Raw genomic sequence first — 20,460 nt, forward strand, 5'->3', positions numbered from 1 at the left:
AACTGCCATGAAACTCTCCCACCTCTTTCTCGCCCTCACGGTATCGATCTCTGGCGCAGCCATCGCGGCTGACAACCACGGCCACGACGTCAAGCCGATGCATGGTGGTGCTGTGGCGGAAGCCAAGGACGTCGAGTACGAATTCGTCGCCAGTGCCGACAAGCTGCAGCTCTTCATGCGCGACCACGGAAAACCCGTTGCCGTGGCGGGGATGACCGCCAAGGTCACCCTGCTGGCCGGCAGCGAGAAGCAGGAGGTTCAACTCCAAGCCGGTGAGGGCAAGTTGGAAGCCGCGGGTAGCTTCAAGGTCCCCGCCGGTACCAAAGCCGTGGTCGCCGTCTCGAAGGCCGGCAAGTCGGTCGCCTCGGTCCGCTTCACGCTGAAGTAACACCAACGCCGCCCGAAGCATCGCTCCAGTCCATGCGAACGACACCGCAGTGGCGGGTCCGTACCGCCCCTCGGCGCTGTGCATGTCCTTGCCCTTAGAGGCAAAAAGGAGCGATCCATGTCAATGCAGGCGGCCCAGGGTGGGCTTTTCGCCAAGCTGTTCTGGATCTGGATCAGCTTGTTGGTCTCTGTGTTTGTGTTCTGGCGGCTGCGGCACATGTGGCTCAAGCGCCATCCCCCGATGGACGTTCGAACCAAGTACAGCCGGCGACTGGCCAAGAGACTGAGGGACCGGCAAATAACGCGCTTGAAGTGCCGGACCACGGGTAAGCCTCGGCACCGGCGACGTCACTGAGCGCCAAGGCCGGACGAGGACCGCGGACTGAACGCGGTCGATGACATCACCAGACTGAATCTGAGGAGACAGACCATGGGAAAAGGTTCCGACCACGCTTTGCCAGCGGCAGGAAACGAAAAGGCTTTGCGCTACGCGCTGATGCTCACCGGCGGTTTCATGCTGGCAGAGGTCATTGGCGGCGTCATGCTCAACAGCCTGGCTCTGCTGTCCGATGCCGCACACATGTTCACCGACGTGGCGGCGCTGGCCATTGCGCTGGCGGCCATTCGGGTCGGGCGCCGGGATGTCGACGACCGGCGCACCTTTGGCTACCACCGATTTGAGATCCTGGCCGCCGCGTTCAATGCCTTACTCCTGTTTGGCGTTGCGGCGTACATCCTTTATGAGGCGTGGCAACGCTGGAGCAACCCGCCGGCAGTCCAGACCACTGGGGTGCTGGTGATCGCTGTACTGGGCACGATCGTCAACCTCGTGAGCATGCGCCTTCTGTCCTCAGGCAAGGATTCCAGCCTCAACGTCAAAGGAGCCTACCTTGAAGTCTGGAGCGACCTGCTCGGCTCGATTGGGGTCATCGTGGGGGCGCTGGTCATTCTGTTCACAGGGTGGAACTGGGTCGACACCGTCATTGCCGTGGCCATCGGCTTGTGGGTGCTGCCGCGCACCTGGATCCTCCTGAAAGAGACGCTCAACATCCTGCTCGAAGGCGTCCCCGAAGGCATCGATCTGCCTCAGCTCAAGCGTGCGCTCCTGGACCTGCCAGGGGTGGTGTCCTTGCATGAACTGCATGTCTGGGCGGTCAGCAGCGCCAAGACCAGCCTGAGCGCTCACGTCGTGTACAACCCGCAAGCGGCAGACCCTGGCACCATGCTGGCCGCCGTCAACCAGTTGCTGGCGAAGCAATTCGAGATCACCCACACCACCATTCAGTTGGAAACCCAAGCCTGCGGTACGGCTGCCGCCGGCACTTCGAATGCTGGTGCGGATCACTGGAAAGCACCCGTGTGATTTCCGCGTGGACGACCACCCTCCGTTCCTGCTTTGCACAGCGCTGGGCAAACAGGTGGCGCCTGCCAGCGCTGTGTGTCGTGGCCATGCTCGCCGCCGGCTGCGCCACCCCCGTGTATGAAAACTCCCTACCGTGGGCGGAGGGTTGGCGCGTGGGCAAAGTCAGCAGGGTTGAAGCCACTGCTCAGGACCTGGCGTTCTACAAGCGCCGGTGCAAGGCCGATCAGTTAGATCGTGCGCAAGAGCGGTTCGCCATTGTTCAGTGGAGAGAGGTGGGTCGGTCGCGCTGGACCGTTGCGCGTCTGCCTGCAGATGTAGCCGTGGTTGCTGGAGAGCCGGTCTACGTCAAGGTTTGGGATTGCTCGGCAGCCCTCGTCAAACGTGAGATGAACTAGAGCACAGGCGAGCTCAAGTCGGCCGATTCAGATACCTCACCGGTCGCACCCGGTGTGCACGAGTGAACGGCGCTGGTGCCCACCACCACGGAGCGTGAGGGCGGGCCAGCCCAGCGCGACTGGGCTCTGGATCTGATGTTCAGAGATCGCGGCCATTGGAGTGGCCCGATTGCGCGGCCGTCGAGCCCGCGTGGTGCTGGTGGTATTGGCCAGGGTAGATTTCATTGAGCTTGCGGCCGTCCTCGCCGGCGGCCATCAGGTCCCCGGTGTGGATAGCCTCTGCCAGTTCCTCCTTGACCTGCTCGCGTGTCTTGCCTGCTTGCGCCATCTTGGACGGATACAGGTTGGGCTGCAGTTCATTGAGCCGTGATCCGGATTCCCCGGCGGCAAGCATGTCACCGCTGCGAACAGCCTGCTCCAGTTCCGCGCGCACCTGGTCCCGGGTCTTGCCCAGCACCGGGGTCTTCAACTGGTAGCCACCGGAGTTGAGCTCACTGACTTTGGCGCCGATTTCCCCGCCGGCCATGATGTCGCCGCTGCGCAGGGCTTGCGAGAGCTCGGCTTTGACCTCCTCGCGTGTCTTGGACTGGGCGCCATGGCTGGCATCGAAAGCGAATGCAGGGGCTGCGCTCAGCGCGAGGATGATGAGGGTGGTCTTGAGTTTCATGTTGGTCCTTAAGGTCAATGGTTGGAAGCGAAAATTTGTGCCTTGGATGGGCGGAGTCGATTGCATTGCGTGTGCCAGGCCCGAGGGCCCTCAGCCGGTCACGGCGCCTGGTGGGCTTCGACCCAGCCGATCTCGCCGCCCAGGTCGCGCACGCCATTCGTAGTGGCGGGGCCCTTTTGAGCAGCTTGAAGTTCATCCAGAACCTGTTGCCTGCTCTTGTTTGACACCGGTGCTTTGACCAGTGGATAGGTGGCGGGGTAGCCGCGGCTGATCCAGTGCAACGAACCGTTTTGCTGCGCAACGAGCACGTTTTGCTGGACGTCTTCACGGCTGACGGTGCGGCCCAGGTGAGATGGCACGAAAGTGGCACCTTCTTCCTGGCTAGGACTGGTGTGAAACGCGGTCGAAGCGAAAGACGCCGTAGCAGTGGCTGCCAGGCTGAATGCGATGAGGGCGAAACGAGCTTTCATGGGGTCTCCTTGAGCACTGAACGCCCGGGTGGGAATTCAGGAGGCACAACCTTCTTGCACCTCGGAGACAAGTCTAGAAATCCGGCACCCACATGCCGCTGACCGCAGCATTACAGTTTTGACAGCACTGTGTCTAAGCGTAGCCACGGAGGTTCACAAAGGCCTATGCCGCAAAGCCTGCGGCGGAGAAGCGCCTTCCCGAGGCGATTCGCGCAAGTCCGTCCCTCAGCCAGTCATGCCCGACTTCCACCAATACCAGGCGCCCAAGCAGGCAGCGAGCCACAGTAGTACAACAACGACTGCGCCGACTTTGCTGGTCGGCTTTGCTGCTTTGGAAGCCATCCACTCATCGGCTTGTGTTCTGCATTCAGCCAGGACGTCCGCCGGCAAAAGTTTGATAGCGACCCATATCAGGCCGGGGAGCAGCAATACATCATCCAAGTACCCCAGCACTGGTATGAAATCCGGAATCAGGTCGATCGGGCTGAGCGCGTACGCCACGACAAACACTCCAAGGGCCTTTGCGTACCAGGGGGTGCGTGGATTCTTTCCTGCAAACCACAGCGTCACTCCATCGCGTTTGATCCGCCTTGCCCAGGTTCTTAGATCGCATGTGATGCTCATATCGATAGCATGCCATTCAAACCTAGCTAAGAGAAGCTATGTCAGCCCAAAGACACCAAGCTAGATTTGTTCGATCTCGCTTGGTACTTCAGCGCATGTATCGTTGACGATGGAATGATTGACGACCTGGAAGTTTTGATGGTAAAGAGCTTCGCGAACAACCTGCTCAACGTGCGTATGGAGACATTTGCTCACTCCAAGCATAGGTTTTAGAAAGCATCAAAATCAGTACATACTCATTTATCTGATTATAAAATCCACAAGACTTTCAAGAGCATGTAATAACCCGGCACCGAGCCTTTATAAAGGCAGCGGTATAGAGCACCCACACCTGTGACCTCATTGCCATAACAGAGAGCCTTATCACCCAATAGGGGTTCTAGCATCTAGGCTTGGTTGCTCTCATCTAGCGAATGCTTGTTCGCTGTGTAACAGCCTATCAGTAATTTTTTACTGTGAATCTCCCTATGTTATGGATAAGAACAAGGTAGGTGTAGCAAGGTGCATGTAGGAGTGGATGACTCATTGGACCTACGGTCATGTAATCTCTCTCTCAAATAGCACAGGAATAAACACGCGCACTTACCGTTTCTCACCGTAGTGAGTAATCAGCGCGCCTAAACGCACTGCATTTCCTCCTTGTTTATATCTAAAGCACGCCCCTTTGAGGGGCATTTTTACTTTTGGCAGTGAGAAAGGGTATCACCATGACCTACCACCTGAGCGTGAAGACGGGAGGCAAGGGCGCTGCAGCGCGCCATGCAAAATACATAGGACGTCGCGGAGCCTTTGAGAGCAAAAGCGAAGACCTCGTGGACACGTTCTCCGGCAACCTTCCGGGTTGGACCAGTGGCGATACCACCAAGTTCTGGCAGACCGCCGACAAGTACGAGCGTAGCAACGCTGCCGTGTACCGCGAGTACGAGGGCGCCTTGCCAGCCGAACTAACCCATGCACAAATGCGCGAGGCTCTCGAGGAGTGGATGCAGCACGTCGCACCCAATAAACCCTATGAAGTTGCCATCCATGAGCCCGTTGCCGCCCTTGGTGGAGTGCCACAACCGCATTTCCATGCGATGGTTTCGGATCGGGTACTCGATGGAATCGACCGCCCGGCGGAGCTGCATTTTCGACGCTACAACCCCAAGAAGCCGGAAGCAGGGGGCAGCAAAAAAGACAGCGGTGGCCGCACACCCTTGGCCTTACGCAACGAGTTGAAGGAAACACGCAAAGCGTTTGCCGATCTCTTGAATCGGCATTTGACAGCGAATGGACATGCCCCGCGGCTCGATCATCGAAGCCACCAGGAGCGAGGACTCTCCGCCGAGCCGGGGCGGCACCTCGGACCTGCCAGGGTCCAGCGACTGCGGACGGCACAAGCGCAGGCTGCGACATCGCCGTAGGCTAAAAACACGGAATTTCTGCTGACCTGACAGCAGAAATTCCGTGTTTTGAGACACAGAGGCCTTCAATTTTCGCTCGAAGAACGCCGTGAGCCGAGGTGACTAAAAAGCTCTTGGCGGTCTTGGCTGCGCAAACTGCACCAGATCGATCTGCGCCTCACGTCCAAGGTTTTCCAAGAAGCGCCGTCACACGCCAAAGGACTAAAGGTAGGTGGATTGGTAGAACGGCGAACACCACCGCAAGCAACCTAGCTGCAGGTCGGCGGAGAAAAGCCTGCCGCCTCAGTGGTCCAGCGGCATCCTGCAGAGTGCATTGGGCGCCACGTGTCACTGTCCAACCAATCGCCACAATGGTAGTGTGGGTTCAGTTGATGTCCATTGGAATCCTAAAACGTCCAACCTGATCCAGTGTTCATTGGTAGAAAGGATGGAGCTCAGGTCCCTGGCAAAATCCGCTGCCCAACTCGTGGTGAAGGCGATCATGGCTCGGAAAGCGAAGGACTTAACTGCCCTTGAAGTGTCACGACTGACCTGCCAGGGCCACCATGCCGTGGGAGGCGTTGCAGGGCTTTACTTGTATGTCACGGGCTCTGGTGCGAGATCCTGGGTGCTGCGCATCATGATCGGCGATAGGCGGCGGCACATGGGCCTTGGGAGTTTTCCAGAAGTCACACTCGCGCAAGCCAGATCAAAAGCCCGTGAAGCCAAAGACTGGCAGGATCAAGGGGTCGATCCGATTGAGCGTCGGACCGCACTCATGACCTCTTTGAAAGCACAGCAGGTGCTACCCATGACGTTCGAGCAGGCAGCCAATGCCTACATCGCAACACGCGAGAGTGAATGGAAGAACCTCAAGCACCGCAGTCAGTGGTCTTCCACTCTCAAGATCTACGCATATCCTCATATTGGAAATACGGCAGTTCAGGACGTATCGACTGAGCAGGTACTGTCCATCCTCAAACCGATATGGACCACCAAAGCAGAGACAGCTTCGCGCCTTCGGGGGCGGATTGAAGCAGTACTGGATTGGACGACCATTGGGGGACAGCGTAGTGGCGACAATCCAGCTCGATGGAGAGGGCACCTAGACGCGTTGCTGCCTCGACCATCCAAAGCCCGGGAGATCCAACTCCACGGCGGACATCCGGTCACCAACATGCCAGAGTTCATGTGCAACCTCCGCCGTCGCCCAGGAACTGCAGCACGTGCCCTCGAGTTTTGCATTCTCACTGCAGTCCCTAGCGATTGGGTGCTCATGGCCCGATGGGGTGAGATTGATTTGAGAGCTGGTGTCTGGACGGTGCCCGCTGAGCGTGCGGCGTTGGATGAACCGTATCGAATCCCACTTAGTAGCAGTGCGATATCTGTACTGAAGTCAGAGGTGCTTCACATTCCGCCAGACACTCGCTTGGTCTTTGCAAAGGACAAAGAATCATCCCTCTCAGAGGCGATACTGGTTGACGTATTGAAACGGTTGAGTCTGGAGCTCTATCCCGACGACTTCAGGCGCACTTTCCGAGACTGGGCTGTTAATAAGGCCCGGTACCCCCAGAAACTCGTAGATATTTCATTGGCGAGTGCTGCCAAGAGAAATGAAAAATCATTAAAACCTGATGACGTTGAATTGGGGCAGAGAAGGGAAATGATGAACGAATGGGACCAATTTATCATGCAAAAAGCGTCGAAGATCGCTTTTCCGTTTGCTTTGAGAGCCTTTTGATCTATGAGCTCAGCCTATAAAGATGCCTCTAGTCGCTTAGAAAACATCGCTGGAAAATTCGGCTTTGCCCCTAAAAAGGTGCTCGCCAATTTATTGGAGCACGGTTTCAAGTTTTATGTTCAGATTCCGAGTGACCTTGTTGCGGTAGCTGTTAATAAACAGATCTTCGATGGCCATGGTGTGGATAACCGGCAAGCGTATGCAGTGCTGAATCACATCAGGCCATTCGTTCTGAAGTCAGCTCGGATGCTTGAGATTGATGCCGCAGGATTGCTGAACGCCAAGGATTTTTGGTGCACGGATTTTGCAATCGCTCTTCAACTCGAGGCGAAGCGCTGGGCTGCCTGCGATATTTTTTCAAGTTCATCTGAAACTGGCCGCCGCCTCACATTGGGTGGTGCAAATATCATTTTGCAACTCCGCCCATCCTCTGAAGAGTATTTTGGGGAGCGTTACAGTGATCTCCGGACTGCGGAGCCAATTCAGATAACCATTGATAATCTTCATGTGCATCCAGAGAAGGTGGGTGATGCGGAAGCTTTATTGCATGTTGACGGCAAAGAAGTCGATCCTCTATTGGATTTGAGTGCGCCTCACTTTTCAGAGGCTTTGATCGTACTGTGGGATATTTTTAGGGAGACCTGGTTCCTTCGAGACCTAACAGTTCAGGAAGTCCGTGATTGGAAACGCTCAGCCATCGTTGAATTGAAAGCCAGGTCGGAAGTTTTTAATTCGGCAAATTCAAGTGAAACAGCATTAAAATTTATTACTCCCCGTGACCTTGATTTGTATAAACGAAAGTGGACGGATGGCATTGTAAAGCCCGCCGAGAACGGCGAGATTGATCCTCGTTTCGATTGTCTATTAAAAGCCTCGGATCATTTTTGGAAGCCGTATTTTGAAAAATCCGCTAAAAGTAATGGGCAAGTAAAAATTAAGAAGGCGAGCCAGAAAAATATTGCTCAGTACATTCTGGATTCCAATGGTGAACTGTTCACTCAGGTTGAGAGTAAAGTGGCGGCTATGATTATTAATCCTTTTCCTGATCTTGCAAAGCGGAAGAATCGCAAGAAGCCTTTGGAGGTAATCAAGCAGAATAAAACAATATTTGGTCCTAAGGTGCTGTCCGATTTATGATGCCTGTATTGCCAGAAATTTTCTGATCTCATCAGCCTCGCAGTGGAAAATTGTGGTTGAGCGCAATGTCTGCAACTCCATTGTCAATGTTCTGCCTAAACGACAAACAGACCAAGAGCCTATTGAGCCAAAACTGATGAATTCGCGTGAGAGGGTCTTTACACCACGCGCCGAGGCGAGACTTGATGTGCTCGATTAGGATCATGCCGACCTCACATGCCGATTGGGGCTAGCGCCGAGTTCGCCTCGTTTTGATGTCCTGTTGTTGCCTGCCGACGTACTCCCCGCATCTGTCGTACCGAGGCGCGCGGCGTGTTCTACACATTGGGCAAAGTCCAACAGCTTGCGAAGTGTTCCAGGGATCTTGACGAGGTCACGGTGGCGAGCCTTGCTATGCCCGGACTTGTTATTGATCAATTGAAACGCGCGTTCGACTTTGAAACCGATGGGGGCGTTGACCAGCACAGATTGTCTTGGATTTGCGGTTCGCGCGCTTGTGTGCTGCATCTTGCGCTTGCCGTACTGTTTGACTGCATGCCCGTTGACTTCGATGCCCTACTGGTCATCGCGCTAGCTCATTCCCTGCTGGTTCACGTCGGCCACTAAATCTGTAGGTCTCCACGCACAAACACATGCGCTTGTGTCACGTCCTTGAAGTTGGCCGCTTTACTCACAGCCGAGCATGAGCCCCAAGCCCGGGTCTCCCCTTGTGCGCCTGCTATTTCTGAGATCCCAGTGGCTGCCCTATTGGTCAGGTACTTCGTTGGGGACTCGTCGGATTCAATTGCTTAGATTGCTTCTTCGTCACATCTCACCCGGGGTGCCAGAGTTGTGCAATTCCCCCTTGGTGACAAGCCTGACCGGGGTCATTGAGCGCATGCGGTCCTCTATGTATGACTAGCCGTTTGCTGACCTCTTCAGCTCATCTCCTCGTTATATGGCGGCAGAGATCTTTAGTTGCCAGGAAAGCAGAGTAAGAACCAAGAAGTTGTATGCCCGGCTCGTAGGCTTACGTGGCCTATGCTCACAGTGCTGGTATTTTATACAGTGAAAATTCCGAAGATGACGCTAAGTTGAGCTTTGGCGACCATTGAGTCTCTTTGAAAGGAGTCGCAATGACCACAACAACTTCCGGCATCTGCCGGTTAAACGAGCTAAAGGCTCTCACCGGCTTAGGCCGTTCCACGATCTATGCCAAGGGAAACCCCCGCAGTCGTCAGTATGACGAGAAGTTCCCGCGGAGAGTGCGCTTGGGGACCGCCAATAGCCGATCTGTTGGCTGGCCTCGGGCAGAGGTTCTCGCGTGGCTTGATCTGACGGCTACAACGCGACGTGTGGTGTGACTATGCACAAACCGCAAACCCCTAACGCGCTAGTTACTAGACGCTACATCACGACCGCCGACAATCAGGTCTTTGAACCTGGGCCGTATCCCGTTGAGCAATTTCCAGATCTCTTACGTGAAGTCTTAATTGAAATTTCCCAACGGCGGGGCTTGAAGCCCCAGCTTATCGGAGGAGCACTCCTTGCTGCTTGCGCCGCTGCGCATCAACCTGCCATCAAGGTGCAAGGGTCCAATGCCCAAACTGTCGGATTGAACTTGAGTGTCCTGACAATCGGGATTCGCGGAGCGGGTAAGACGACCGTCGATGATTTGCTTTTTTTTTCCTGAGAGAGTATCAGAGTGAGCAAGATAAAATTCATGAAAAGGCGTTGAAGACGCACGAAATTAAAATTCGAATTCATAAAATAAAGGTTCGCTTAATCGATAAATTCATTAATCAATGCGTCAATCAAGGTAAGGACTATGATGATTATGAAAGAGATCAGGAGGAACTCCAGGAAAAAGAGCCGCGACTGCCAAAGGAGGAAAATGTATTAATTCAGGATGCAACTCTTGCTGGAATTCTTGAGGTTTTGAACAAAGGAATTCCTGTAACTACCATCAGTATTGCGGAGGCAGAGAGATTTTTTTCTGGTAAATCCAAAGGAGACTTGGCGACGCTCAATGATCTTCACGATCCTTCCTCACATATGTCTGTTCTTCGGAAGGGATGTAAAATGGTATTTGAGGAGCCTGTCGTAACTCAAAACTACTCGATCCAACATGATGCAGTAAAAAAGTACATTCAGCGGTCTCGTGAAATGGGCAATGTTGGGCGTGCCCTCATTTGTGAAATTTCCGAGATCCCTGAGACAGTTGCAGAATCCAATGCTCCCTTTAAGGCTCTGCCATTGCTTCAGGCCAAGCTAGCAGATTTTTTAAGTATTGGAATGAGGAGAAGGCATGATGATAATTTTAAATTTGATGTTATCATGACTTCTCCGAGCGCCGACATGATGTTTGTTGAGTATTTCGCAAAGCTGCGTGAGTCCATCAAACCGGGAGGGCGCTTTAGCGATGTTGATGATGCTGTCGCGAAGATGAGAGCTAATGCCCTAAAAATCGCAGGGATTTTTCATCTGATGGAGGGAAAAACTGGATTCATCGAAGGCGACACCATGAAAGCAGCGCTCCACGTTTGTACTTGGTATCTGCTCGAGTTCCAACGCCTCTTTGGCCGAATCGGTGAACTGAGCGACGAGCAAACCTACGCACGAGTGCTTGAGGAATGGCTATGGGCTCGCTTCAAAGTAAAAAGGGCCATGTTCAACGTCAGAGTGGGGGAGGTCAGGGACATGGGGCCTAATTGTTTCAGGCCACCGAAGCGAGAGAATTTGGACTTGGCGATCCGCGCGCTGGAAAAGAAAGGTGTTGTTGAGGTGCAGGATATTAGGGGGGAAATGCAATTGAAAATTAATCGCGAGTATTTTCTGACAAATCCAGCCCCTGGCAATGTGCTGAATCTGATGAAGGATTTTGCTTACTTGGACAGTCCGAACGGACGGTATGGCCTTGGATCCAGAAGTTACCAGCCGCCGACGATTGGGAGGGGCTGATATGTGGGTAGGGGCAACTGTAGATGGTTGCCTCCTTCCCTCGGTGCTCTTCAGCCTAGGATTGAGTTGCAATGGACCGCAGTTGTTGCTGGCGATGCCGACGATGACACTCCCAAAGCCGCCTTGTCAGGCGGCTTTGTCATTGTGGGGCGCTCATCTTTTCTATCGCTCTAAGTATGGAGGCAATGTTGCGTCCGATGGCTCACCAAGCGTCCTTGCGAAGCTAGTTGATGCTGCGCCCGCCGAGGTGTTGATAGCAACGCACGAGTGTCCCGCGTGCACGACCCGGTCCAGATTCAATAGCAGCCAACAGGGTGCGATCAGATAAAGGGAAAGGGTCTCAGGCCACTGATAGGTTAGGCTGAGATGGAACTGGCTGAAAACACAGTGTTTCTGTATACTGGATAAACAATCAGTATTTCATCCAGCCTTATCCGGAGCATGCCATGACCGTCCAGCAAAAGTACCGCCAGTACAGTACGCCTCCTCGCGTGTCTTCGCCCACATGGCTGCGAAAGGTCTGGGGCTGGCTGTGAGCATTGGCCATACGGTGTGGCAGATGCATCGGGCCGACATCCACGTGAACTCGTGGATGGGTCCGCGACAGTGTTCAGTCTGTGCGGGATCCGCATCGACTTGGCCAGGACTGACTCATGTAAGGTGAGGTTCCATGGCCACTGGTAGGCCGGGGGGCTGACTCCAGCGTTCCGATATTGGTCGGCGATTTGCGTCCTAGCTCCGTCCAGGCCGGGTTCCCATCGCCCGCAGAAGACAATATGGTTCAGCGTGTGGATCTGATGGCCGAACTGATTAAACATCCACAAGCCAGCTTCCTGCTGCGCATCCGTGGGGAGTCCATGCGTGATGTCGGCATCTTTGACGGGGACGTGGTGTTGGTAGATCGCGCCATCACCCCCCCGCTCTGGTCATGTGGTCGTCGCTGTTGTCGAAAACGAATTCGTCTGCAAAACCTTGCAGATAAGGGCAGGGCGCATCAAACTCAAAGCCGCCAACCCCACGTACCCCGACCTCGTTCCCAAAGAAAGCCAGACTGTTCAGGTGTGGGGCGTCGTGGTAGCCGCCATCAAACAGTTCAAGGCCTGACCAACGTGTACGCCCTGATCGATGGCAATAATTTCTACGTGTCCTGCGAACGCGTATTCAGACCGGACCTTAACGACCGTCCCGTCGTGGTGCTGTCCAACAATGACGGCTGCGCCATCGCCCGCAGCAACGAAGCCAAAGCGCTGGGTATCAAGATGGGGGCCCCCTGGTTCCAGATCAAACATCTGGAAGAAGAAGCTGGTCTGGTAGCCCCGTCAGCCAACTTCTCTCTCTACGGAGATATGAGCGACCGCATGATGAGTCTCGTGGCGGGATTAGCAGGCTGCTGAAATACTCCCCTTGCCCACGAGTATCTTCCTCGACCCTCGCGCATTTCTCGCGCCAGTTTTCCGTATCTTGAAATTCAGCGCTCCATACTGGCGCTTTTTACCCTCGCACGCCCGATTTTTTGCCCTTTTGCCCTCATGCCTGCCCCTGCAGGCGGATTTGCCCCAGGCTGCGCAATCGCGTGAGGTTGTAGCCCGCCATCGTCAGCACAAACATCTGGTCCACTTTTTTGATCCCGCGCACCAGCACCTGACGCATGTGCCCCACCGTCTTGGCCCAGCCAAAGCCTTGTTCGATCAGCTTTCTCTTTTGCTGCGAGATGGCGTAGCCTTCGCTGTCTGCAATCGCGTCAGTAACTGCCGACTGGCGCCCCGACTTGTTCTGCGCTACATGGGGCAGCACGTTCATCTCCTGCAGGGCTTCGATGAATTCCTTGGCGTCGTAGCCTTTGTCTGCCCCCAGGGTGATGGTGATGGGTTCATCGCCGGGCAGCGCCTGGCGGGCATCGTTGATCATGGCCTTGGCCGCTTCACGTTCTGCATACCCGTCAGCCTGGGTGACCACGGCACTGACCACCAGGCCGTGGCGGTTGTCGGTGAGTGTGTGGCCCATGAAGCGCAACTCGCTGGCCGTCTTGCCCTTGCGGTACAGCCTTGCATCCCCATCCGTAGTGGATTCATGGGTGTCGTTGCTGCGCTTTTGGTCTTTGAAGTTGCCCGCGTTGGCGTTGCCGTCATCGTCCGTGCGGTCTTTGCGCACGAAGCTCTTGTGGCCCGCCCAGGCCTGGATCAGGGTGCCATCCACGCTGAAGTGCTCGCCCGAGAGCAGTTCCTGCTCCTGGGCTTGTTGCACGATCTGGTTGAAGAACTCGATGACGGCATCGTGCTCGATCAGGCGCTCCCGGTTCTTGCTGAACACGGTAGGAACCCAGACTGCGTCGTCCATGGCCAGGCCGATGAACCAGCGAAACAGCAGGTTGTATTGGGTCTGCTCCATGAGTTGGCGTTCTGAGCGCACGCTGTAGAGCACTTGAATGAGCATGGCCCGCAGCAGCTTCTCGGGGGCAATGCTGGGACGCCCGCCTTTGATGTCGGCCGCGTACATCTGACCAAACAGGTTGTCCATGTTCGCCAGGGCCTTGTTGACCATCACGCGGATCATGCGCAGGGGGTGATCAAGGGGCACGAAGTCATCGAGGTGGCGCATGGTGAACAGGCTCTCGGTGAAGGTGTCGGCTCCGCGCATGGATGGCTCTTTCTTCTATCTCATCGGTGGGGTGTGCCTCGATTGTCCTGGCAAGGCGGCAGCTGGGCAGTGACGTTGGGGAGTATTTCAGCAGCCTGTTAGGCCACCAGCAGGAGGTCTATTCCATCGACGAGAGCTTTATCGATCTCGCAGGCATTCGGGGAGACATGATCCGAAGAAGCCGACTCATCAGGCAGAGGCTATTGCAATGGACCGGCATCCCCACCTGCATCGGTATCGGCCCCACAAAAACCCTGGCCAAACTGGCCAACCACATCGCCAAAACTGCCGAACGCAAACCCGGTGTCTATCCCGAGCGCTTTCCAGGTCATGGTCCAGACGGCTCCATCGCCCAGATTTGCCACCTGGGGATACTCAGTGACGACGACAAACGAACCTTGTTCGAACGCACCGCTGTGACTGAAGTCTGAGGGGGTGAGGCCACAAATCGGCAGACAGTTGAAAGACATCGACATCGCCACCGTTCAAGATCTGGTGCAACTCGACCCAGTGGTGGTTGCCAGACGTTGGTCAGTAGTTCTGGAACGCACCGTGCGAGAGCTGCAAGGCATACTCTGCATAGACTTGGAAAACGCCCCCTTGCCTATACAGCAGATCGCCTGCACCCGCAGCTTCGGTCACCCTGTGACTGAACAGGCAGAACTGGCGCAGGCGATTACAGAGTTCGCGTCGCGTGCTGCTGAAAAGCTCCGGCGCCAAAAGCAGCAGGCCAGCCAGATTCTCACCTTCGTGAGAACCAGCCCGTTCAGGCGTCAGGACGATCAATACTCCCTTTCCATGGCCTTGGCTCTGGTGCGTCCCACGCTGAACACCGGTGTGCCGGTCAACGCCCCATTGGAAACCCTCAAGGCCATCTATCGCCCAGGCTTCAACTACGCAAAAGCCGGAGTATTGCTGTTGGACCTCATGCCGGAAGGATTTGTGCAGGGTGAACTGGCCTGGGGTGAGCCTTCATCCGCAACGGGCCGAGACACCAAAGACCGCAGTCGAGTGATGAGTGCTATCGACAACCTGAACACCCGCTATGGCCGAGGAACTGTCAAACTGGCAAGTGGTGGTATCGAACATGGCCGCTTGCTCCAACTAGGAGCCGTACAATCCAGCTGGAAGATGAAGCAGGAGAGGCGCACGCCGCGCTACACCACCCACTGGCAGGAGTTGGCTGTCGTTAAAGGCTGACTGACCTGCTTCGGTCCGGACGAATCAATTCCGCCAGAAGGCAGAACAGCGGATACTCCTTCATGCGGAACTACCCTCAGGTGCATCCAGTAGGAGGAACAAGGTTTCAAGCGCTTGCCGCTTCTCTTCCATATAGTCATGCCCGTCATAGTGACGGTTCTGTACCCCGCTGATACCGTGCGACTGCAAGCGGCCACGATCATCTGAGCTGATACGAGCGCGGGCAAGAATGGTCTCCACACCTGAACGAATACGCTTTGCTTGGAAGTCGGCCAGCGTGGTGGCATCGACTGCCCACGCGCTCAGTGTGGTCGCGGCAAGGTGAGTAACGCCGTTGTCGGTGCTCAAGGCATAGGTGCCTTGTGGCTCGCACTCCTGCAGCGCAGTCGCTGCTTGAGGAATCAGCGGCACCGTATGTGGGCGGGGAGGCTTGCCAGGTCTACCCTTGCCATCGAAGAGCACGATGCTTTCAGCCGTTACGTTTTCCGTACGCAGTTTCACCAGTTGCGCGATGCGTTGCCCACCAGTTAGGAGATGTAGCCTCAGGACCGCACCCCGAAATCCTGGCAGGAGCTTGATGGCTTGCCAGTAGGAACGAAGCTCCTCAGTTGTCAGGGGGTGCTTGTCAGCCTTGTTGGCGCTTTCGTCGGGTTCTGTGTCTGCCGCAGGGTTGTGGGTGACGTTGTAGCTTTTGAACTTCACCGGAATGCTGGGTTTGGAGCGTGCAGCCTTCGCGGTCTGGTATGCAGCCCTGATATAGCTGCGCAGCTTGTTACTTGTGCGAGCTTTTCCCTGCTCAATTACCTGGCGCATCATGTCTGCTATCTGTTCTCCAGTCACTTCATTGGCAGGCAGGGCAGCGATCTTGGGCCATGCCTCCAGCACATGCAGCTTGAAGATGCTTCGGGCGTCACTGTGCGAATCGCGTTCCAGGGCTTTCAGGTGGTCGCAGTAGTCAGTCAACAGCGCCTGCAATGTGAACTTTGCAGCTTCCAGCTTTGCTGTTTCGGCCTTGTCCTTCGCCTCCTGCTCCGCCGCCTTCACGCCAGCGAATCCACCGTTGGCTAGATTGGCATGGTGCTGCTCTGCAAGGGCCTCCGCAGCACGCATTGCGGCCAAGACAGAAAACCCCTTGCCTGTCGGCCCCCGATGGCCACCCCAAACTGCTCCACTGTTGGCCAGTCAAACTGCTCCAGGCAGGACGGGGTGATTATGCGGGGTCTGAGGTGATGATCAGGCGTGCAGCAGCCTCTTTGAGCCTGTAGCTCTTGCCCTCGAACTCCAGCATGGCGCAGCGGTGCATGAGGCGATCGAGGATGGTGGTGGCCATGGTCGCGTCGCCCAGGTAGCGACCCCAGTCCTGCACGACGCGGTTGGAGGTGATGACGATGGAGCGGCGCAGCTTGTAACGCTGGTGGACCAGGGCCTGCAGCAACTCGGCGGCATGCTCGCTGATGCGCCTTGCCAGGAACAGGTCATCGAGCACCAGCAAGTCGGCCGCCACCCAGCCCTTGAGCAGACTGGCGCGCTCGTCGGCGTCGGCCAGCGCATAGCGAGCGAACTCGCTGTCAGCTTCGATGTAGGACACGTCATGACCGAGCAAGGTGGCTTGGTAGGCCACGGCCTTGGCGATGTGGCTCTTGCCGGTGCCGGGCTTGCCTACGATCAGGGCGTTGGCGCCTTCGCTGAGGAACTTCAAGGTGTGCAACTCGAAGCAGGCTGCGCGCGGCAGCTTTGGGTTGAAGCGCCAGTCGAAGTCGGCCAGGGAGGGCTTCTCATCCAGGCCGGAGAGCTTGAAGCGACGTGCCATCAGCCTGCTGTGGCGTCGGTCGAGTTCGTCTTGCAGCAAGGCTGAGAGCGTATCCAGAAAGGGCTCCTGAGCGGCCTGGGCCTGCATCAGGCGCGTCTGCAGGGTCTCAGCCATGCCTGACAGGCGCAGCTTGCGCAGGGTGGCCTCGATGTCGTGGGGGGTCATGGCGGTCATGCGAAGAAATCTCCTTGAGGTGTGATGGCGGGTGTCGTGGCCGCTGTGGCCATGGCGAAGAGTTCGCCGTACTCCTGTGGGTTGCGGATGAGGTCGTGCGTTTGCGTGGTGCTCGCGGGTGCGGCCTGCGTCGCTGTCGGGGCGGCATCGAGTTGGGCCAGAGCCTGCGCCACCAGGCGTTCGGTGATGGCCTTGACGTGGCGGTAGCTGTGCACACCGTCGTCGATGGCCTGGGCACAGGCGGTGTTGACCATCTGGCGTGGATAGCGGTCGGCCAGGTGCACGATGCCCCACAGCTTGCGCTGGCCCACACGGCCTTCGATGGCAAACAGCATCTGGCACAGCCGGGCGGCGTCCACGCCGATGGCATCGGCCTGCTTGAGGATGTGGAGGGTCTCGCGGGAGGGGTTGAAGACGCGCTCGTCCATGGGCAGCACCACGGTGCCTGGCCGCTCGGCCAAGGTGTGCGTGCGCAGCAGGGCCTGGGTCTGTAGGTCGCGAATCTCCAGGCGGCGCTCGAAGATGCGCACCAGCACCTTGGTGCCAATGTGCGCCGGCCGCGCGGCGTAGCTGCAATGGGCCACGCGCACGCAGCCGTCGTCGCACACGGTGCGCTGCTCGTCACGGAAGTACGCCATGGGCAGCGTGGGCAAGGGCTGCAGGTGGGGCCGCTCTTCTTCGAACATGGCCTGTACCTGGCGGCGCTCTGAGCCGTGGATGCGAGAGGCCGCCCACTTGGTCTCCCAGTGCTCCAGGTAGGTGTTCTGTTCTTCAATGGTCTCGAAGCGCTTGCCCTTGAGTGCCGTGGCCTGAGTGTGACCAATGGCATTCTCGACACTGCCCTTGCGGTTGGGGTCACGTACCCGCGCCGGGTCGGCCACGACCTCGTAGTGTGCCAGGGTGGCGGCGTACACGGGGTTGAGCTCGGGCTCGTACAGGTCGGGCTTGAGCACGCCTTCCTTGAGGTTGTCCAGGACCACGTATCGGCACGAGCCGCCAAAGTAGCGCCAGGCTTGTTCGTGCAGTTCGGCCCAGACCTGTTGGCCAGAATTCCAGACCACGCGGCGGAAACTGCGGCGCGAATACCGAAGCGTGGCCACGAACAGGCGTGGCTTGCGCCAGCGGTCGGTGCCGGGCACGCGGGTGGGCGCGCCTTCGCCGAAGTCCACCTGCATCTCCTCGCCGGGCAGGAAGCTCAGGCGGTCGAACTGCTCAGGCTCACGCACCCGGATGCGCGCCACGAAGCGTTTGACGGAGTTGTAGCGTGCAGCAAAGCCGTGGGCATCGACCAGGTCCTGGTAGATGGCCGTGGCATTGCGGCCCAAGCGCAACTGAGCTTCGATGAAGGCGCGGTGGGGCTCACACAGCGAGGTGGCCGCCGGCGCAGGCGCCAGCAGTAAAGCCGGTGGCCGGGGTGGAGCAGTTTGGCTGGCCAGGGGCACAACCAGGTCGGTGGCCACCCCGGGGCAGTTTGAATCGTCAGGCGACGGGGGCGGCGGATCGCCCTGGGCCTCAAAGCGCTTAGCCCAGGCGCGGATGGTGTGGCGGGAGATGCCGGTGCGGCGCTCAATCTCGCGCTGGGTGTTACCCGCGCGCAGGAGCGTCCAGATCGTGGTTTGTAGATGTGGCTTCAAGACGTTCACCTCGTGAATCCCCCCTTGTGATCAAGGGGGTGGAAGTTACGTCCTGCACGTCAGAGCTGAGGCGCCTGACTCACCGAAATCAATGGGTCAACTCACCCCGGCCAGGTGGAGCAGTTTGGGTGGCCATAAGTGGGGCAGTTTGGGTGGCCGCCGGGGGTCGGCTTCAGGCTTTTGGGCGGTGCGCTCGGGTCGTATATGCCGATCACTTCGCGAGCAGTCTTGCCGTTGATCGTGACGCGCCAGTAGAAGGTGACGGCACCAGATGCTAGTTTTCGTACCTCCAACGATCCTGACGGGATCACTTTGCCCATTTTCAGGAACTGCCCTGGCGACAGTTCGTTGATACTTTGTCCGCTGGTTTTCGTAGCCATGATCTAAGTCCGTTTGCCACCCTGGTGACAGTCTGGTGACAGTTTGAGCGTGAATGGTATCACCCACTAACGGACTGATTTGGACAATAAATCTATTAAAAACAAAGGTTTATGGTGCTGGTGACAGTCCAGCAATGTCCATTGTTGTCTAGCTTTTAGGGACTTTTAATCCGTTGGTCACTGGTTCGAATCCAGTACGTCCTACCACCAATTCATTGCACGCTGTAAGCGTGTGCAATTTCAAAGGCCTCCCTGTGGAGGCCTTTGTTTTTTCGGCTGGGCTGATTGCAAGCGCCGCCGAAGGTGGCGGCGTTTTGCGTTACGGGCTGCTCATGGAGTCGGTGTGGCTCGGGGCAAAAAGGTCCCAACTGGCCATGAACAGCGCGGCGATAACGGGGCCGATCACAAAACCTGTCAGGCCGAAAAGTCCCATGCCTCCCAGGGTGGAGATGAGAACGATGTAGTCGGGCATCTTGGTGTCCTTGCCGACCAGGATGGGGCGCAGGATGTTGTCCACCAAGCCAATCACGCCGATGCCGAATGCGGTCAGCACGGCACCTTGCCACACAGCGCCGGTTGCCAGGAAGTAGATGGCAACCGGCACCCAGATCAGGCCTGCACCCACGGCGGGCAACAGCGATAGGAAAGCCATCAGCACGCCCCAGAGGACGGGGCCCTGAATGCCCAGTGCCCAGAAGATCAGGCCGCCCAGCGCGCCTTGGGAGGCGGCCACCACAATGTTGCCCTTCACCGTGGCACGGATCACGGTAGTGAATTTGCTGACCAGTTGCCGTTTGTGGGCGTCGTCCAGTGGCGTGGCCTGGCCAATTCGCTGCGCCAGGCTCGCGCCATCACGCAGCAGGAAAAACAGGAGATACAGCATGATGCCGAAGCCAACGAGGAATTCCAGGGTGTTCTGGCCAATGCTCAGTGCTTGTGTTGCCACGAATTGGCTGGCCTGGACGGCGACGGAGGAGAGCTTTTGCTGCAACTCCCCGATGCTGGTGAGATTCAACCGGTCCAGCAGATTGGCGGCCCATGCAGGCAGGGCTGCAATCACTTGCTGTAGATACAGTCCGAAATTGAGCTGGCCTGAGCGTACCCGCTCGTAGATGACGCTGGCTTCCTGGACCAGCGAAACGGTGATGGCTGTCATCGGCAGGATCACGATCACCAGGCAAAGCCCCAGTGTGCACAAAGCCGCCAGGGTAGGGCGCTTGGGCATGCGCTTGAGCAGCTTGCGGTGCAGTGGGGCAAACAGGATGGCCAGTATGACGCCCCAAAAGACGGCGCCGTGAAACTGCCAGAGGATGGCCCCGAAGGCGATGGTCACGGCAATCAGCAACAGCAGGAAGGCTTTGTCTTGGAGGTGGTTGGGTGTCGTCATGTCGCTTTGAAGCAATGGGGTACCCGGAATGTACGCGAGGCCCGAAAGCGTCAACTTGCCCATGCCGGCGGAGATGCGCATGTCCCCTTGGTTGGGCGATTGCCCGTTCGGTGGCACAATACCGCCCGTACC

At 57.1% G+C, this 20,460-nt stretch carries 19 protein-coding genes and 2 pseudogenes; 12 read left to right on the forward strand and 9 right to left on the reverse strand.

Translation table 11 applies throughout. The annotated features are described in order from the left end of the window. Nucleotides 1–7: 7 nt before the first annotated feature. Nucleotides 8–388, forward strand: coding sequence for a hypothetical protein (locus ACSQ3O_RS11700; protein ID WP_056419692.1), 381 nt, complete (start codon nt 8–10; stop codon nt 386–388). 429 nt (nt 389–817) lie between these two features. Next, complete coding sequence (locus ACSQ3O_RS11705) at nt 818–1,750, forward strand: cation diffusion facilitator family transporter (protein ID WP_056419686.1); 933 nt, start codon at nt 818–820, stop codon at nt 1,748–1,750. Between the two features lie 534 nt (nt 1,751–2,284). Here ACSQ3O_RS11705 and ACSQ3O_RS11710 read toward each other — a convergent pair. From ACSQ3O_RS11710 to ACSQ3O_RS11720, 3 genes are all read right to left on the reverse strand, one after another. Next, nucleotides 2,285–2,812, reverse strand: a complete 528-nt coding sequence (locus tag ACSQ3O_RS11710; RefSeq protein ID WP_056419680.1) for a DUF4148 domain-containing protein — start codon at nt 2,810–2,812, stop codon at nt 2,285–2,287. Nucleotides 2,813–2,910: 98 nt separating this feature from the next. Continuing rightward, the gene (locus ACSQ3O_RS11715; RefSeq protein WP_056419676.1) at nt 2,911–3,282 is read right to left on the reverse strand and encodes a DUF4148 domain-containing protein; all 372 of its coding nucleotides are present in this window, start codon (nt 3,280–3,282) and stop codon (nt 2,911–2,913) included. A gap of 225 nt (nt 3,283–3,507) precedes the next feature. Then, nucleotides 3,508–3,906: a YkvA family protein gene (locus ACSQ3O_RS11720; RefSeq protein ID WP_056419922.1), complete on the reverse strand. Its 399-nt coding sequence runs from the start codon at nt 3,904–3,906 to the stop codon at nt 3,508–3,510. Between the two features lie 707 nt (nt 3,907–4,613). Between ACSQ3O_RS11720 and ACSQ3O_RS11725 the strand changes: the two genes are divergently transcribed. From ACSQ3O_RS11725 to ACSQ3O_RS11760, 8 genes and pseudogenes are all read left to right on the forward strand, one after another. Beyond that, nucleotides 4,614–5,309 carry a MobA/MobL family protein gene (locus ACSQ3O_RS11725; protein ID WP_436138979.1) on the forward strand — a complete coding sequence of 232 codons (696 nt, stop codon included), beginning with the start codon at nt 4,614–4,616 and terminating at the stop codon, nt 5,307–5,309. 469 nt (nt 5,310–5,778) lie between these two features. Further along, nucleotides 5,779–7,029: a tyrosine-type recombinase/integrase gene (locus ACSQ3O_RS11730; protein WP_436138980.1), complete on the forward strand. Its 1,251-nt coding sequence runs from the start codon at nt 5,779–5,781 to the stop codon at nt 7,027–7,029. Nucleotides 7,030–7,032: 3 nt separating this feature from the next. After that, nucleotides 7,033–8,166: a hypothetical protein gene (locus ACSQ3O_RS11735; protein WP_436138981.1), complete on the forward strand. Its 1,134-nt coding sequence runs from the start codon at nt 7,033–7,035 to the stop codon at nt 8,164–8,166. Nucleotides 8,167–8,478: 312 nt separating this feature from the next. Beyond that, the gene (locus ACSQ3O_RS11740; RefSeq protein WP_056419743.1) at nt 8,479–8,772 is read left to right on the forward strand and encodes a hypothetical protein; all 294 of its coding nucleotides are present in this window, start codon (nt 8,479–8,481) and stop codon (nt 8,770–8,772) included. Between the two features lie 509 nt (nt 8,773–9,281). Next, nucleotides 9,282–9,509: a helix-turn-helix transcriptional regulator gene (locus ACSQ3O_RS11745; RefSeq protein ID WP_082493275.1), complete on the forward strand. Its 228-nt coding sequence runs from the start codon at nt 9,282–9,284 to the stop codon at nt 9,507–9,509. A 325-nt stretch (nt 9,510–9,834) separates the two neighbouring features. Then, entirely contained in the window at nt 9,835–11,106 is a 1,272-nt protein-coding gene (locus ACSQ3O_RS11750) for a DUF3987 domain-containing protein (protein WP_436141112.1), read from the forward strand. A 797-nt stretch (nt 11,107–11,903) separates the two neighbouring features. Further along, a pseudogene (locus tag ACSQ3O_RS11755) lies at nt 11,904–11,954 on the forward strand (hypothetical protein); the annotation flags it as partial. Nucleotides 11,955–12,215: 261 nt separating this feature from the next. Continuing rightward, nucleotides 12,216–12,488: pseudogene (locus tag ACSQ3O_RS11760) on the forward strand (DNA polymerase V subunit UmuC); the annotation flags it as partial. 145 nt (nt 12,489–12,633) lie between these two features. On the opposite strand, the gene ACSQ3O_RS11765 reads toward ACSQ3O_RS11760, so the two are convergent. Beyond that, a complete protein-coding gene (locus tag ACSQ3O_RS11765) occupies nt 12,634–13,743 on the reverse strand; it encodes an IS5 family transposase (protein WP_436138591.1) in 1,110 nt (369 codons plus the stop codon). A gap of 2 nt (nt 13,744–13,745) precedes the next feature. Between ACSQ3O_RS11765 and ACSQ3O_RS11770 the strand changes: the two genes are divergently transcribed. Both ACSQ3O_RS11770 and ACSQ3O_RS11775 read left to right on the forward strand, forming a co-directional pair. Continuing rightward, nucleotides 13,746–14,174: a hypothetical protein gene (locus tag ACSQ3O_RS11770; RefSeq protein WP_436138982.1), complete on the forward strand. Its 429-nt coding sequence runs from the start codon at nt 13,746–13,748 to the stop codon at nt 14,172–14,174. A gap of 28 nt (nt 14,175–14,202) precedes the next feature. Further along, nucleotides 14,203–14,943: a DUF4113 domain-containing protein gene (locus ACSQ3O_RS11775; protein WP_326938734.1), complete on the forward strand. Its 741-nt coding sequence runs from the start codon at nt 14,203–14,205 to the stop codon at nt 14,941–14,943. 60 nt (nt 14,944–15,003) lie between these two features. On the opposite strand, the gene ACSQ3O_RS11780 is transcribed toward ACSQ3O_RS11775, so the two are convergent. From ACSQ3O_RS11780 to ACSQ3O_RS11800, 5 genes are all read right to left on the reverse strand, one after another. Next, nucleotides 15,004–16,062 (reverse strand): tyrosine-type recombinase/integrase, encoded by a 1,059-nt coding sequence (locus ACSQ3O_RS11780; RefSeq protein WP_436138983.1) that lies wholly within the window; start codon nt 16,060–16,062, stop codon nt 15,004–15,006. Between the two features lie 91 nt (nt 16,063–16,153). Then, entirely contained in the window at nt 16,154–16,918 is a 765-nt protein-coding gene (gene istB / locus ACSQ3O_RS11785; protein WP_374258801.1) for an IS21-like element helper ATPase IstB, read from the reverse strand. A gap of 5 nt (nt 16,919–16,923) precedes the next feature. Beyond that, nucleotides 16,924–18,570: an IS21 family transposase gene (istA, locus tag ACSQ3O_RS11790; protein ID WP_374258795.1), complete on the reverse strand. Its 1,647-nt coding sequence runs from the start codon at nt 18,568–18,570 to the stop codon at nt 16,924–16,926. A 92-nt stretch (nt 18,571–18,662) separates the two neighbouring features. Next, nucleotides 18,663–18,941, reverse strand: a complete 279-nt coding sequence (locus ACSQ3O_RS11795; protein WP_436138984.1) for a hypothetical protein — start codon at nt 18,939–18,941, stop codon at nt 18,663–18,665. Between the two features lie 319 nt (nt 18,942–19,260). Further along, entirely contained in the window at nt 19,261–20,328 is a 1,068-nt protein-coding gene (locus tag ACSQ3O_RS11800) for an AI-2E family transporter (RefSeq protein WP_436141113.1), read from the reverse strand. Between the last annotated feature and the right edge of the window lie 132 nt (nt 20,329–20,460).

Origin of the sequence: Acidovorax sp. LjRoot74 (assembly GCF_964254355.1) — a bacterium.
In the GTDB taxonomy this organism is placed as follows: Bacteria; Pseudomonadota; Gammaproteobacteria; order Burkholderiales; family Burkholderiaceae_C; genus Acidovorax.